Below are 13469 nucleotides of genomic sequence, written 5' to 3' on the forward strand. Positions count from 1 at the left end.
CGCGGCGGCGCGCGCCTCCATCCGGGCGCGGCGCTCCAGGTATTCGTCGATGCCGCGCGGCAGCATCCGCAGCGTCGCGTCCCCGAGCAGCGCGTAGACCCGGTCCGTCGTCCGCTCGACGAAGTACCGGTCGTGGGAGATGACCACCAGCGAGCCCGCCCAGCCGTCGAGCAGGTCTTCCAACTGGGTCAGGGTCTCGATGTCCAGGTCGTTGGTCGGCTCGTCCAGGAACAGCACGTTCGGCTCGTCCATCAGCAGCCGCAGGATCTGCAGCCGCCGCCGCTCACCGCCGGACAGGTCGCCCACCGGCGTCCACTGCTTCTCCTTGGCGAAGCCGAACTTCTCGCAGAGCTGCGACGCCGTCATCTCGCGGCCCTTGCCGAGGTCGACGCGGGAGCGGACGGCCTCCACCGCCTCCAGCACCCGCAGCGCCGGGTCCAGCTCGGCGACCTCCTGCGAGAGGTAGGCCGGCTTCACCGTCCTGCCGACCTTGACCCGCCCCTCGGTCACCAGGGGCGAGGGGCGCTCGCCGTGGGTGCGCGCCGTATCGGCCAGGGCACGCAGCAGGGACGTCTTGCCCGCGCCGTTGACCCCGACCAGGCCGACGCGGTCCCCGGGCCCCAGCTGCCAGGTCAGGTGCTTGAGCAGCACCTTCGGCCCGGCCTGGACGGTGACGTCCTCCAGATCGAAGACGGTCTTGCCCAGGCGCGAGTTCGCGAACCGCATCAGCTCCTGGCTGTCGCGCGGCGGCGGCTCGCCCTCGATCAGCGCGTTCGCCGCCTCGATGCGGAAGCGCGGCTTGCTGGTGCGGGCCGGGGCGCCCCGGCGCAGCCACGCCAGCTCCTTGCGCATCAGGTTCTGCCGCTTGCTCTCCTCCTGCGCGGCGATGCGCTCGCGCTCCGCCCGCGCGAAGACGTAGTCGGAGTAGCCGCCCTCGTACTCGTGCACCGCGCCGCGCTGCACATCCCACATCCGGGTGGCGACCTGGTCGAGGAACCAGCGGTCGTGCGTGACGCACACCAGCGCGGACCGGCGCGCGCGCAGGTGGCCCGCCAGCCAGGAGATCCCCTCGACGTCGAGGTGGTTGGTCGGCTCGTCCAGGACGATCAGGTCCTGCTCGGCGATCAGCAGCTTCGCCAGCGCGATGCGGCGGCGCTCGCCGCCGGAGAGGGGGCCGATCACGGTGTCCAGGCCCTGCGGGAAGCCCGGCATCTCCAGGCCCCCGAAGAGGCCCGTCAGCACATCGCGGATCTTCGCGTCGCCCGCCCACTCGTGATCGGCCATGTCGCCGACCACCTCGTGCCGGACGGTGGCCTCGGGGTCGAGGGAGTCGTGCTGGGTGAGCACGCCCAGGCGCAGGCCGCCCGCGTGGGTGACCCGGCCCGCGTCCGGCTCCTCCAGCCGGGACAGCACCCTGATCAGGGTGGTCTTGCCATCGCCGTTGCGGCCTACCACGCCGATCTTGTCGGACTCGCTGATGCCCAGGGAGACGGCATCGAGGAGGGTGCGGGTGCCGTGCACCTTGTCGACGGCTTCGAGGTTGACGAGATTGACAGCCATCTCACTCCTGTTGGGGACCAGCCCCCAAGGGTAGCCCCGGTCCGGGGTACGCCGCCGGGGAGGAGCCGCGGAGCGGGCCCGGGCCGGCTCCTCCGGCCGCTCGGCCGGTCACGTGCCGTGGAGCATCAGGGCTATGCCGCCCACCATCAGCACGCTGGCGGCGGTACGGGGCCAGCCGAAGCGCTCCTTGAAGAAGAGCGCCCCGATCGCGGCGCCCGCGATGATCGACGACTCCCTCAGCGCCGCCACCGGCGCGAGCGGCGCCCGGGTCTGCGCCCACAGCACCAGTCCGTACGCCAGTACCGACAGCGCGCCGCCGAGCAGCCCGCGCAGCGCGATCGGCCGCAGTTGCGCGGCCAGGCGGCCACGGCGGGTGGCCAGCGCCCACAGGGGGATGCCGATCCCCTCCAGGATCATCAGCCAGGCGATGTAGCCGAGGGCGGTGCCGGAGGCCCGTACGCCCACACCGTCGACCACGGTGTACGAGGCGATGGCGAGCCCCGTGCCCACGGCCGCGGCCAGCGCGGGCCCCTGCGCACCGCCGCCCTCCCCCGAGCCACCCTTCCCCGAACCGTCCTTCCCCGAGCCGTCCTCCGCGCCCTTCGCGCCCTTTCCGCCCGTCCCCCGCAGCCCCCACAGCGCGACCCCGACCAGCCCGGCGGAGGCCAGCAGCACCCCGGCGAGCTGCCAGGGGCCGGGCATCTCGTGCACGAAGACAGCCGCGAGCACGGTCACCACCAGCGGCGCCGTGCCCCGCGCGATGGGGTACATCTGGCCGAACTCGCCCAGTCGGAAGGAGCGCATCAGCAGCGCCTGGTAGACGACGTGCAGCGCTCCCGAGGCCACCAGCGCGGGCCAGGCCCCGGCGGCGGGCAGCGGCGCGAAGCAGGCGAGGGCGGCGCCGCACAGCGCGCCGCCGCCCCCGACGAGGGTGAAGGCCAGCAGCTGGTCCTTGATGCCGTGGGCGAGGGCGTTCCAGCTGGCGTGGGTGAGCGCCGCGGCCAGGACCGCGGCGACGACCACCGGGGTCACGGCGCGGGCTCCGCGGCGGACGCGCGTCCGGCACCCTCGCTCCCGGCCCCGGCACCCTCGCTCCCGTTCCCGGCGCGCCCGGCACCCTCGTCCCGGGCCCCTTCGCGCACGTCGGCCAGGGTGCCGCCCGCGTGCTGGATCAGGGTCGCGGGGTCGAGCGGGAAGACGGTGTACGGGGTGCCCGCGGCGGCCCAGACGGTCTCGTGCGCGAGCAGGCCGCGGTCGGCCAGGACGCGCATCCGGGTGGCGTGGCCGAAGGGCGGGACGCCGCCGATCGCGTAGCCGGTCGCGGCGCGGACGGTGGCGGCGTCGGCGCGCTCGACGGCGGCACCGCCCAGCGCCTCGCCGACCCGGCCCACGTCCACCCGGGACGAGCCGCCCACCAGGACCAGCACCGGGCTGCCGTCGGCCTGGAAGACGAGGGACTTGACGATCTGGCCGAGGTCGCAGCCGAGCGCGGCGGCGGCCTGTGCCGCGGTGCGGGTCTCCTCCGGGAAGGCCCGGACCGCGACCTGGTCGAGCCCGAGGGCGCTGAGCGCTTGGGCGAACCGGGGGTGTGCGGTGGCTGCATGCGTCATGTACGGGACGGTACCGCCAGGTGAACGCGCCGCTGCCCCTCCCCCGGACCCGGGAGAGGGGCAGCGGCGCGAGCGGCCGGCGCGGCCGGGGGGATCAACCCCCGGCGGACTGGAGGACCTTGCGGACCACCGGGCCGGCGTTGTCACCGCCGTGGCCGGAGGCGGGCACCACCGCGGCGGCGGCGACGTCACCGGAGTAGGCGGTGAACCACGCGTTCGGCTTCTTCTGGCCGTCGACCTCGGCGGAACCGGTCTTGCCGCCCACGTCGCCGCTGAGCCCGGCCATCGCCTCGGCGGCGGTGCCGCTGGTGGCGGTGAGCTTCATCAGCGACTTCAGGTCCTTGTGGACGCCGGGCTTCATGGCGCGGGGCGCCTTGGCCAGCGTGCGGCCGTCCAGCGACCTGGGGACGATCACGGGCTGCCGGAAGGTGCCGCTCTGCACGGTGGCGGCCACGGAGGCCATGGTGAGCGGGTTCATCCTCACGCCGCCCTGCCCGATGAGGGAGGACGCCATCTGGGTGCCGGACTGCACGGGGACGCTGCCGTCGAAGGTGCCGGTGCCGGTCTTCCAGTTGAGGCCGAGGCCGAAGACGTCCCTGGCCTCCTTGGTGAGGTCGTCGTCCCGCAGCTTGGACGCCTGTGTGATGAAGGCGGTGTTGCAGGAGCGGGCGAAGCTCTGCGCGAAAGTGCCGCCCTTGATCTCGAACTTGTCGAGGTTGTGGAACTTCCAGCCGCCGTAGGACGCGTACTTGGGGCAGGGGTGGGCCTTGCCGGGCGAGGCGAGGCCCTTGTCCAGCAGCATGGCGCTGGTGACGACCTTCATCGTGGAGCCGGGCGCCAGCGAGCCGCGCAGGGCGCTGTTGAAGCCCTTGGCGGGCGAGTTGGCGACGGCCAGGATCTCGCCGGTGCTGGGCTTGACCGCGACGACGGACGCCTTCGGCTTGCCGCTCACCGCCTCCTCGGCGGCGCGCTGCACCTTCGCGTCGAGGGTGGTCTTCAGCTTGCCCGGGGTGGGCTTGCTCAGCTGCCGCAGCACCTGCTCCGTCTTGCCCTTGGCGTCGGCGATGCGGATCTGGAGCCCGGCGGAGCCGTCGGTCTTGTCGCCGTAGCGCTTGCCGATGTCGGTGATGACGTCGGCGAGCGTGGGGTGCTGGGCCGCGGTGAGCGGGTTGCCCTCGCGGTCGACGGCCCGCACGGGCGGGGTGCCCTTCTCGTCCGTCCTGAGCGTGCGGCCGTCCTTGAGGCCGGGGTGCAGCACGGACGGCTTCCAGTCGACGACGGGCTCGCCGGTGGAGGTGTCGCGCACGACCTGGAGCGCCGAATCGTAGGACCAGGAGGTGCGCTTGGCGCCGTAGGCGATCTGCGCGGTGACGGCGAAGGGCACCTTCTCACCCTGAGCCGCCTTGGCGGACGTGGCGACCTTGGAGACGTGTGCCCGGCTGCGGAAGCCCGCCAGGGCCTTCGACGCCGCGGCGGAGTCGTCGGTACGGGCCGCGGCCTTCTTGGTGTCGCCCTCGGCCCACGCGCCGAGGAACTCCTGGGCCGCGGTGCGCACTTCCTTGGCGCTGAGGGGGCCCTTCTTGATCTGGCGCGGCGCCTTGCCGTCGCCACTGGTGGCGACGGTGCCGGTGTCCCCGCTGTCACCGTCCGCGACCAGGGCCCAGACGCCGACGCCGGTGAGTCCGACGACGACGGCGGCGACCCCGCCGATCACGGCCATCTTCTGTGTGTCGCGCATCCGCGTTCTGCCCCTCCACCCCGCTCCGGCCCAGTCGGCCGAAGTCCTGACGCGAGGCACCCTAGAGCACGCTCATGACAGAACGTGCCCTCGTATGCCCGGTTGGCCCCGTCCTCGGAGGATGTGGTGACCACGATTCACCGGTTCCGGGGTTTCGGGCCGGGGAACGGAACCGCCCCGCGGCGGCCGCCGCGTTCCCGCGGCCCATGGGGCAGACGTGCAGGACGGGGCGTTCGGTTCCGGATCACGGCTTTGTGTCCGAATCGCGATCTTCGATGAGCGTTTTCGTGATCTTTCCCGCCGGGAAGCGCTCGTTCCGGACCGCTCCCGCCCCTCGCCCACCCGTCCCTCCGCTCGGTCACGAGGACGCCGCGGCCCACCCCGACAGCCGGGTCACGGTGACGGCGATGACGGGCCCCTCCGGCCGCCGCCCGGCGTACTGCGGGTACTTGGCCACCAGCAGGTCGAGCGGGCACCGGCTCGCGGGCCCCTCCAGCACGCGGGCCCGGCCGTCCGCGCGCACCCACCACAGCCGGCTCCAGTCCTCGTCGTACACGTCCGCCAGCAGGCAGGCCCGGGGGTTGTGCGCGAGGTTCCGCAGCCGCCGCAGGTCCCGGTGGCGCTTGGGCTTGTGGTCCACGGCCGTCACGATCGTCTCCCCCTCGACGGCGAAGGTGACCGGCACCAGGTGCGGCACCCCGTCGGCGTCGGCGGTGGCCAGGCGGAGCACCCGGGCCCCGGCCAGCCGGCGCCACGCCTCCGCCGTCGAGAGCGACATCGGTACCCCCTGCCGTCCGCCGGGCCGACCGCCGCCGCGGTCCGCTAGATCCAGGTGTCCAGCCACATCCGGTGCCGCCACTCTCCCAGCGGGAGGGTCTGCCCGGTGTAGATCGGCCAGAAGTAGACGAAGTTCCACACGATCAGCAGTCCCACGACACCCGTCACGACGATGCCCGCGGTGCGCCGCCGGTCGCTGGTGCCCGGCGGTCCGGCCAGGGCGCCGGCCGCCATGGCCAGCGCCAGGCACAGGAACGGGACGAACACCACCGCGTAGAAGAGGAAGATGGTCCGCTCCTGGTAGGCGAACCACGGCAGGTAGCCGGCGGCGACGCCGCACAGGATGCCGCCCGCGCGCCAGTCGCGGCGGAACAACCACCGGTAGAGGACGTAGACGAGGGCCGCGCAGGCCGCCCACCACAGCACCGGGGTGCCCAGGGCGAGCACCTCGCGGGCGCAGCCCTCGGCCTTGTCGGTGCAGCCGTCGGTGCCGGCCTTGGGGGACTCGTAGAAGTAGGAGACCGGGCGGCCCAGGACCAGCCAGCTCCACGGGTTCGACTGGTAGGTGTGGTGCGAGGTGAGATGGACGTGGAAGTCGTACACCTCGTTCTCGTAGTGCCACAGGCTGCGCAGCGGGCCGGGCAGCCAGCCCCACGGCCCGGCGGCGCCCTGCTTGTCCGCCCAGTCCCGGAAGTAGCCCCCCGAGGTGGCGAACCAGCCCGTCCAGGAGGCGGCATAGGTGGCCAGCGCCAGCACGGGCAGGGAGACGAAGGCGGGCAGCGCGTCCTTGCGGAGCATCGCCAGGACGGGGCGCGAGGCACCGGCGGTCCGCCGCGCCCCCATGTCCCACAGCACGGTCAGGATGCCGAACGCCGCCAGCACGTACAGGCCGTTCCACTTGGTGGCGAAGGCCAGCCCCAGGCAGACACCCGCCAGCAGCCGCCAGGGACGCCGGCCCAGGCTCGTCCGGTCGCCGACGAAGGCGTCGGGCAGCGCGGGCCCCGTGCCGGGCCCCGCGTCGGTGCTGCCACGCGGCAGCCGGGCGGCGAGCCGGGCACGGGTCCTGTCCCGGTCGACGAGCAGGCACCCGAACGCGGCCAGCACCCAGAACATCACCACCAGGTCCAGCAGCGCCACCCGGCTCATCACGAAGTGCAGCCCGTCCACGGCCATCAGCGCGCCCGCCAGGCACCCCAGCGCGGTGGAGCGGAACAGGCGGCGCCCGATGCGGCACAGCATGAGCACCGAGAGGGTGCCCAGCAGCGCCATCATGAAGCGCCAGCCGAACGGGTTCAGCCCGAAGACCGCCTCCCCCAGGCCGATGACCCACTTCCCGACCGGCGGGTGGACCACATAGGAGCCCTCCGGCGAGAGGGGGATGCGCTGCGGGTCGCCCAGGATGCGGTCGTTGGCATTGTCCGGCCACGTGCCCTCGTACCCGAGGTGGATGAGCGACCAGGCGTCCTTGGCGTAGTACGTCTCGTCGAATATGACGGCGTGCGGGGAGCCCAGGTCCCAGAACCGCAGCGCCCCCGCGACCAGGGCGACCAGCAGCGGGCCGCCCCAGGCGGCCCAGCGCGCCAGCCGCACCGACACCTCGGGCGCCAGCCCGAGGAGCGCGCCCGGGCGGGGGTCCGGCTCGGGGAAGGCGGGGGTCAGCCTGTCGGGGACACCGGGACGCGGCCTGGCCGGGTAGCCGAACCGGCGCAGCCGCACCTGCCACCCGGTCGGCCCGCCCCCGGGATGCTCGCCGGGGCGGGCCCCGCTGTCCGGTCCGCCGGACCCGTCCTGCTCGCGGCCGGCGGCCCCCACGGTGTCACTGGTCGTCACGCGGGCCATCGTAGGGATCGCGGGGGCGGTGTGCGCGGGCGCGTCGCCGCCGCTGGGAGGATGGACGCGTGACTGGAACGCTCGTGCTCGCCGGCACCCCCATCGGCGACCCCTCGGACGCCCCGCCGCGGCTCGCGGCCGAACTCGCCGCGGCCGACGTCGTCGCCGCGGAGGACACCCGGCGGCTGCGCCGCCTGACGCAGGCGCTGGGCGTGACACCCGCCGGACGCGTCGTCTCCTACTTCGAGGGCAACGAGGCCGCCCGTACGCCCGAGCTGGCCGACGCGCTGGCGGGCGGGGCGCGGGTGGTGCTGGTGACGGACGCGGGCATGCCCTCGGTCTCCGACCCCGGCTACCGGCTGGTGGCCGCCGCGGTCGAGCGCGGCGTACGGGTCACCGCCGTACCGGGCCCCTCGGCGGTGCTCACCGCGCTGGCCGTCTCCGGGCTGCCGGTGGACCGGTTCTGCTTCGAGGGGTTCCTGCCGCGCAAGCAGGGCGAGCGGCTGGCAAGGCTCCGGGAGGCGGCCGGCGAGCGCCGCACGCTGGTGTACTTCGAGTCGCCGCACCGCCTGGAGGCGGCACTGACCGCCATGGCCGAGGTGTTCGGCCCCCGGCGGGAGGCGGCCGTCTGCCGCGAGCTGACCAAGACCTACGAGCAGGTGAAGCGGGGCGCCCTGGAGGAGCTGGCCCGGTGGGCCGCGGACGGTGTGCGCGGCGAGATCACCGTGGTCGTCCGCGGCGCCGAGGCAGCGTCGGGCGGCCCGCCCGACGCGGCGGAACTGGCTCGCCGTGTCGCCGTCCGCGAGGAAGCGGGCGAGCGCCGCAAGGAGGCCATCGCCGAGGTGGCCAGAGAGGCGGGCGTACCCAAGCGCGAGGTCTTCGACGCGGTCGTCGCCGCGAAGAGCGCGGCGACGAGCGCTGCGACGAGCGCTGCGAAGGGTGCGGCGGAGAGCGCCGCGCACAGGGACGGCGGGGCGGGCGCGGAGAGCTGACCGGGCCGGCGCGGGGAAGGCGGCCGGGCGGCGCGAGGAGGGCGGCCGGGCCGGGGTGCGGGCCGGTCCGGGGGGAGGGTAAAGGACCTGCGCGGTAAGGCAAAGGGAGCGTCCAGGGACGCCCGTTACCTTGACGCTCGGCCCAAATTTCCCCAAACGGAGGGAAAGTACCGCCGCCTTTCCTTCCAGTGCGTTCATATGAGGAGTGCACTGGCAGTGGGCGTCACCGCCTGCTGGAAAGGAGCTGCCATGAGCCACGAGAGCGGCAACGACAAGGGCACGGGCACAGTGCACGAGGCGTACTCGTTCGCCTGCATGAGGTGCGGGCACGGCTGGGAACAGGACTACGAGATACGGCACCTCGAATACGCGGACGGCAAGCCCCTGGTCGTCTACTACGCGGACGGACAGCGCGTCCCCTCGCCGCTCACCAGGCCGACATGCCAGTTCTGCGACGGGCACCTCGTCCGCATCATGCGGTCCGGCCGCGTCTCGACGGCGGAGGCCGCGCTCCCGCACCACTGAGGGCGGTGACATACCCGCGCTCTATCATCGCCGGTATGTCCAGCTCAGCGACCCCCGACCCGACACCGAACCCCCCGGCGGGCCCCGGGGCGGACTCCCCGGGGAGTGCCGCCGCGACGCACGCCGCGAAGGCTCGGGCGGCGCAGGCACCCCCGCCGCCGCCCGAGCCGCTCGCGTATCCGGTCGCCGACTCCCACACCCACCTGGACATGCAGGAGCCGTCCGTGGCCGACGCGCTGGCGGCGGCGTCCGCGGTCGGCGTGACGACCCTCATCCAGGTCGGCTGCGATCTGGAGCGCTCCCGGTGGGCCGCCGAGACGGCCGCCGCGCACGAGAACGTGTGGGCCGCCGTCGCGCTGCACCCCAACGAGGCGCCCAGGCTGGCCGCCGAGGGCGGGGACGCGCTGCTGGACAAGGCGCTGGCGGGCATCGAGGAGCTGGCCGCGCTCCCCCAGGTGCTGGCCGTGGGCGAGACGGGGCTGGACTACTTCCGTACGGGCCCGGAGGGTGTCGCGGCGCAGCAGCGCTCCTTCCGCGCGCACATCGAGATGGCCAAGCGGCTGGACGCGGCCCTGGTCATCCACGACCGGGAGGCCCACGCGGACGTGCTGCGCATCCTCGACGAGGAGGGCGCCCCCGAGCGGACCGTCTTCCACTGCTTCTCCGGCGACGCCGAGATGGCCCGGGTGTGCGCGGACAAGGGCTACTTCATGTCGTTCGCGGGGAACGTCACCTTCAAGAACGCGCAGCCGCTGCGGGACGCGCTCGCCGTGGCGCCGCCCGAACTGCTGCTGGTGGAGACGGACGCCCCGTTCCTGACCCCCGCGCCCTACCGGGGCCGCCCGGGCGCCCCGTATCTGATTCCGCTCACCCTGCGCGCCATGTCCCGGACGAAGGGCATGCCGGAGGAGACGCTGGCCCGGCACGTGGCCGCGAACACGGCGCGCGCCTTCGGGTACTGACCGCCCCGCCCTTCGGGTACTGACCGCTCCGCGCGCACGCCGGGGTGCCGCACGGCGCACGCGCGGCCTTCCCCGGGCCTTCGCCCGGCGTCCGGGCGAGCCGGTGCGCGCCCGTAAACTGGCCCGGTGAGCGCAGCCCCTTCCGATCCGTCCGCCACCCCGTCCGACGCCGTGTCCGACGCGCTGGGCGGCGACGCGCTGCTCGGCCCCGCCGACGTGCGTCAGCTGGCGGACGCGCTGGGGGTGCGCCCCACCAAGCAGCGCGGCCAGAACTTCGTCATCGACCCCAACACGGTGCGCCGCATCGTGCGCACCGCCGAGGTGCGGCCCGACGACACGGTGCTGGAGATCGGGCCGGGGCTCGGCTCCCTCACGCTGGCGCTGCTCGCCGCGGCACGGCACGTGACCGCCGTCGAGATCGACGACACGCTGGCCGCCGCCCTGCCCGCCACCGTCCGGGCCCGGCTGCCCGAGCGGGAGGAGCACTTCTCCCTCGTGCACGAGGACGCCCTGCGGGTGAGCGAGCTGCCCGGCCCCGCGCCGACCGCGCTGGTCGCCAACCTCCCCTACAACGTGGCCGTCCCCGTGCTGCTGCACCTGCTGGCGACATTCCCCGGCATCCGGCGCACGCTGGTGATGGTGCAGTCCGAGGTCGCCGACCGGCTGGCCGCAGCGCCGGGCTCCAAGGTGTACGGGGTGCCCTCGGTCAAGGCCGCCTGGTACTGCGAGGTCAAGCGGGCCGGGGCCATCGGGCGGAACGTCTTCTGGCCGGCGCCCAACGTCGACTCCGGACTGGTCTCCCTCGTCCGGCGCCCCCGCCCGCCCGCCACCAGCGCCCGCCGCGAGGAGGTGTTCGCCGTCGTGGACGCGGCCTTCGCCCAGCGCCGCAAGACGCTGCGGGCCGCCCTCGCCGGCTGGGCCGGTTCGGGCGCCGCCGCGGAGGCGGCACTTCGCGCCGCCGGGGTGTCCCCGCAGGCGCGCGGGGAGTCGCTGACCGTCGAGGAGTTCGCCGCCATCGCCGAACACGGTCCCCAGTCCGTGCAGCACCCAGTCGAGGAGCACCCCGCGTGACCCAGTCAGCCGCCGCCCCCGCCGGGACGGTCACCGTGCGCGTCCCGGCCAAGGTCAACGTCCAGCTGTCGGTCGGCGGACTGCGCCCCGACGGCTTCCACGGACTGGCCAACGTCTTCCTCGCCGTGGGCCTCCACGACTCGGTCAGCGCCACCCGCGCCGACTCGCCCCGGCTGACCGTCTCGGGCCCGGACGCGGCACTCGTCCCGCAGGACCGCACCAACCTGGCGGCCCGCGCCGCCCGGCTGCTGGCCCAGCGGCACGGCATCGAGCCGGATGTGCACCTGCACATCGCCAAGGACATCCCCGTCGCGGGCGGCATGGCGGGCGGCAGCGCGGACGCGGCGGGCGCCCTGCTGGCGTGCGACCGGCTGTGGGGCCTGAACACCCCGTACGAGGAACTCCTCGCGCTCTGCGGCGAGCTGGGCTCCGACGTGCCGTTCAGCCTCGCGGGCGGCGCCGCGCTCGGCCAGGGGCGGGGCGAGGTGCTCACCCCCCTGGAGGTCGGCGGCACCTTCCACTGGGTGTTCGCCGTCGCGGAGGGCGGGCTGTCCACCCCCGACGTCTACCGCGAGTGCGACCGGCTGCGCGAGGCGGAGGGCACCGGCTCCTCGGTCACCGACGTGCCCGAACCGGCCGCCGACGAGGCCCTGCTGGCGGCGCTGCGCGCCGGTGACGCGCAGGCGCTGGCCGCGGCCCTGCACAACGACCTCCAGCCCGCGGCGCTCTCCCTGCGCCCCTCGCTGCGCGAGACGCTGGCCGCGGGGCGCGAGGCGGGTGCCCTGGCCGCGCTGGTCTCCGGCTCGGGCCCCACCTGCGCGTTCCTGACGGCGGACGCCGACTCCGCGGCCCGTACGGCGCACACCCTGACGGCCTCCGGCACCTGCCGCACCGCCCGCGCCACCACCGCCCCGGCCCCCGGCGCCACGGTGGTGTGACGGGGCCACGGCGATGGCGCCGGCACGGCGTGTGCCGGGGCGGCGGCGGTGTGCCGGGGCCACACGGGCAGTGTCCCGGGGCGACACGGTGGTGTGACAGGGCAATGGCCGGTCTGACAGTGCCCGTGTCCGGCCGGCCCCGGTCCCGGTCCCGGTTCAGGATCACGTGGCGGACCCCACCGCCGCGCGCAGCGCCCGCACCAGGGACTGGGGGCGGGGGTCGCTGGTGACGGAGCGGTGGAGCGTGTTGGTCACATAGCCGAAGGACGTTCCCGTCTCGGGGTCGGCGAAACCGAGGGAGCCGCCCCGGCCGGGGTGGCCGAAGGAGCCGGGGCCCAGCATCGGGCAGGCGGAGCCGTGCAGCATGTAGCCCAGTCCGAAACGGGTGTTGATGACCAGTACGCGGTCGGGGCCGTCCGACTCCAGGGAGCGGGCCTGCGTGAGGGTCGCCGGGGTGAACAGCCGGCGCCGGCCCTCCAGCGGGCCCAGCAGCGCGGCGTAGAACGCGGACAGGGAGCGGGCGGTGGCGATGCCGTTCGCGGCGGGCAGCTCGGCCGCGCGGTAGGCCGGATCGTTCTCGTCGGGCCGGGGCGTGATGGCGTCGAAGGCGCGGCGGGTGAGCGAGCGCGGATCGGCGTAGGCATCGGTCACCGACCGCTTGGGACGGGTACGCAGCGCGCCGGGCACCGCCTCGGGGGCGGGCAGTTCGGCGACCCGGGCCACCCGGCCCGAGGCGGCCACCTCGTCGGGCAGCCCGATCCACACGTCGAGGCCGAGGGGGCCGGCGATCTCGTCGGCGAACCAACGGCCCAGGCTGCGCCCGCCGCTGGCCCGCACCACCAGTTCGGCCAGCAGCCAGCCGAAGGTGTGCGCGTGGTAGCCGTGCGCCGTACCCGGCTCCCACTCGGGCGCCTGCGCGGCGAGCACGCGCGGACCGTTGCCCGGGTGCAGCGCCTCGGCGGGGGTGAGCGGCGCCGCCGGCACGGGCAGCCCCGCCCGGTGGGCGAGCAGGTGGCGGACGAGGAGGCGCTCCTTGCCCGCCGTCTTGAACTCCGGCCAGTAGGAGCCGACGGGGGCGTCCAGGTCGAGCTGGCCGCGCTGGTGCAGCAGATGCGGGACGGCGGCGGCCAGCCCCTTGGTGGCCGAGCGGACGACGACGGCCGTCTCCCGGCTCCAGGGCGGCGCCTGCGGGTCGGCCGGATCGGTGGTGCCGCCCCACAGGTCGACGACTGCGCGTCCGTCCCGGTGCACGGCCACCGCCGCGCCCTTCTCGCCGCGCTCGGCGAAGTTGCGTACGAAGGCGTCCCGGACGGGCTCGTAGCCCTCCGCCACCGTGCCGTGCACCGCCACCCGCGTGCCATGCACCGTCGCCGCTGTGTGAACGACCTCAGCCACGTTTGATTCGCTCCTGTCGCCTTGGGGGCGCCTGTCGCCTTGGAGGCGTTTTCGTGCGCCGCGCCCCCCAT

11 protein-coding genes and 1 pseudogene are annotated in these 13469 nt (G+C 74.6%); 5 read left to right on the forward strand and 7 right to left on the reverse strand.

All coding sequences use genetic code 11. The features are described from left to right. From FM076_RS13520 to FM076_RS13545, 6 genes and pseudogenes are all read right to left on the reverse strand, one after another. Window positions 1-1560 (reverse strand): ABC-F family ATP-binding cassette domain-containing protein (locus FM076_RS13520; protein WP_173870628.1); only part of this gene is annotated, 1560 nt, incomplete at its 3' end. Window positions 1561-1668: 108 nt separating this feature from the next. Next, window positions 1669-2592, reverse strand: coding sequence for an EamA family transporter (locus FM076_RS13525; protein ID WP_173870630.1), 924 nt, complete (start codon window positions 2590-2592; stop codon window positions 1669-1671). A gap of 95 nt (window positions 2593-2687) precedes the next feature. Then, window positions 2688-3170 (reverse strand): annotated as a pseudogene (locus FM076_RS13530) (YbaK/EbsC family protein); the annotation flags it as partial. A gap of 94 nt (window positions 3171-3264) precedes the next feature. Further along, window positions 3265-4908 (reverse strand): penicillin-binding transpeptidase domain-containing protein, encoded by a 1644-nt coding sequence (locus tag FM076_RS13535; protein WP_173870633.1) that lies wholly within the window; start codon window positions 4906-4908, stop codon window positions 3265-3267. Between the two features lie 358 nt (window positions 4909-5266). Continuing rightward, on the reverse strand, window positions 5267-5686 hold the full coding sequence (locus tag FM076_RS13540) for a TIGR03668 family PPOX class F420-dependent oxidoreductase (protein ID WP_173870635.1): 420 nt from the start codon (window positions 5684-5686) through the stop codon (window positions 5267-5269). A gap of 44 nt (window positions 5687-5730) precedes the next feature. After that, complete coding sequence (locus FM076_RS13545; RefSeq protein ID WP_173870637.1) at window positions 5731-7524, reverse strand: dolichyl-phosphate-mannose--protein mannosyltransferase; 1794 nt, start codon at window positions 7522-7524, stop codon at window positions 5731-5733. A gap of 59 nt (window positions 7525-7583) precedes the next feature. Here FM076_RS13545 and rsmI point away from each other — a divergent pair, with 59 nt between their 5' ends. The 5 genes from rsmI (at window position 7584) to FM076_RS13570 (ending at window position 12003) form a co-directional block, all read left to right on the forward strand. Further along, window positions 7584-8507, forward strand: a complete 924-nt coding sequence (gene rsmI, locus FM076_RS13550) for a 16S rRNA (cytidine(1402)-2'-O)-methyltransferase (protein ID WP_173870639.1) — start codon at window positions 7584-7586, stop codon at window positions 8505-8507. A gap of 249 nt (window positions 8508-8756) precedes the next feature. After that, window positions 8757-9032, forward strand: a complete 276-nt coding sequence (locus tag FM076_RS13555) for a hypothetical protein (protein WP_173870641.1) — start codon at window positions 8757-8759, stop codon at window positions 9030-9032. 35 nt (window positions 9033-9067) lie between these two features. Then, window positions 9068-9994 carry a TatD family hydrolase gene (locus FM076_RS13560; RefSeq protein WP_173870643.1) on the forward strand — a complete coding sequence of 309 codons (927 nt, stop codon included), beginning with the start codon at window positions 9068-9070 and terminating at the stop codon, window positions 9992-9994. Window positions 9995-10165: 171 nt separating this feature from the next. After that, window positions 10166-11065 carry a 16S rRNA (adenine(1518)-N(6)/adenine(1519)-N(6))-dimethyltransferase RsmA gene (rsmA, locus tag FM076_RS13565; protein ID WP_345945417.1) on the forward strand — a complete coding sequence of 300 codons (900 nt, stop codon included), beginning with the start codon at window positions 10166-10168 and terminating at the stop codon, window positions 11063-11065. Then, window positions 11062-12003 (forward strand): 4-(cytidine 5'-diphospho)-2-C-methyl-D-erythritol kinase, encoded by a 942-nt coding sequence (locus FM076_RS13570; protein ID WP_173870647.1) that lies wholly within the window; start codon window positions 11062-11064, stop codon window positions 12001-12003. Before rsmA ends, FM076_RS13570 begins: the two co-directional genes overlap by 4 nt. A gap of 162 nt (window positions 12004-12165) precedes the next feature. Here the strand turns inward: FM076_RS13570 and FM076_RS13575 are convergent, their stop codons facing one another. Beyond that, complete coding sequence (locus FM076_RS13575) at window positions 12166-13398, reverse strand: serine hydrolase (RefSeq protein WP_173870648.1); 1233 nt, start codon at window positions 13396-13398, stop codon at window positions 12166-12168. Window positions 13399-13469: the final 71 nt, after the last annotated feature.

This window comes from Streptomyces albus subsp. chlorinus, from assembly GCF_013302895.1.
GTDB classification, from domain to species: domain Bacteria; phylum Actinomycetota; class Actinomycetes; order Streptomycetales; family Streptomycetaceae; genus Streptomyces; species Streptomyces chlorinus.

Coding starts and splice junctions, on each gene's coding strand:
- FM076_RS13535 (WP_173870633.1), bottom strand. CDS start 4,908: ATGCGCGACACACAGAAGATGGCCGTGATCGGCGGGGTCGCCGCCGTC.
- FM076_RS13540 (WP_173870635.1), bottom strand. CDS start 5,686: ATGTCGCTCTCGACGGCGGAGGCGTGGCGCCGGCTGGCCGGGGCCCGG.
- FM076_RS13545 (WP_173870637.1), bottom strand. CDS start 7,524: ATGGCCCGCGTGACGACCAGTGACACCGTGGGGGCCGCCGGCCGCGAG.
- FM076_RS13555 (WP_173870641.1), top strand. CDS start 8,757: ATGAGCCACGAGAGCGGCAACGACAAGGGCACGGGCACAGTGCACGAG.
- FM076_RS13560 (WP_173870643.1), top strand. CDS start 9,068: ATGTCCAGCTCAGCGACCCCCGACCCGACACCGAACCCCCCGGCGGGC.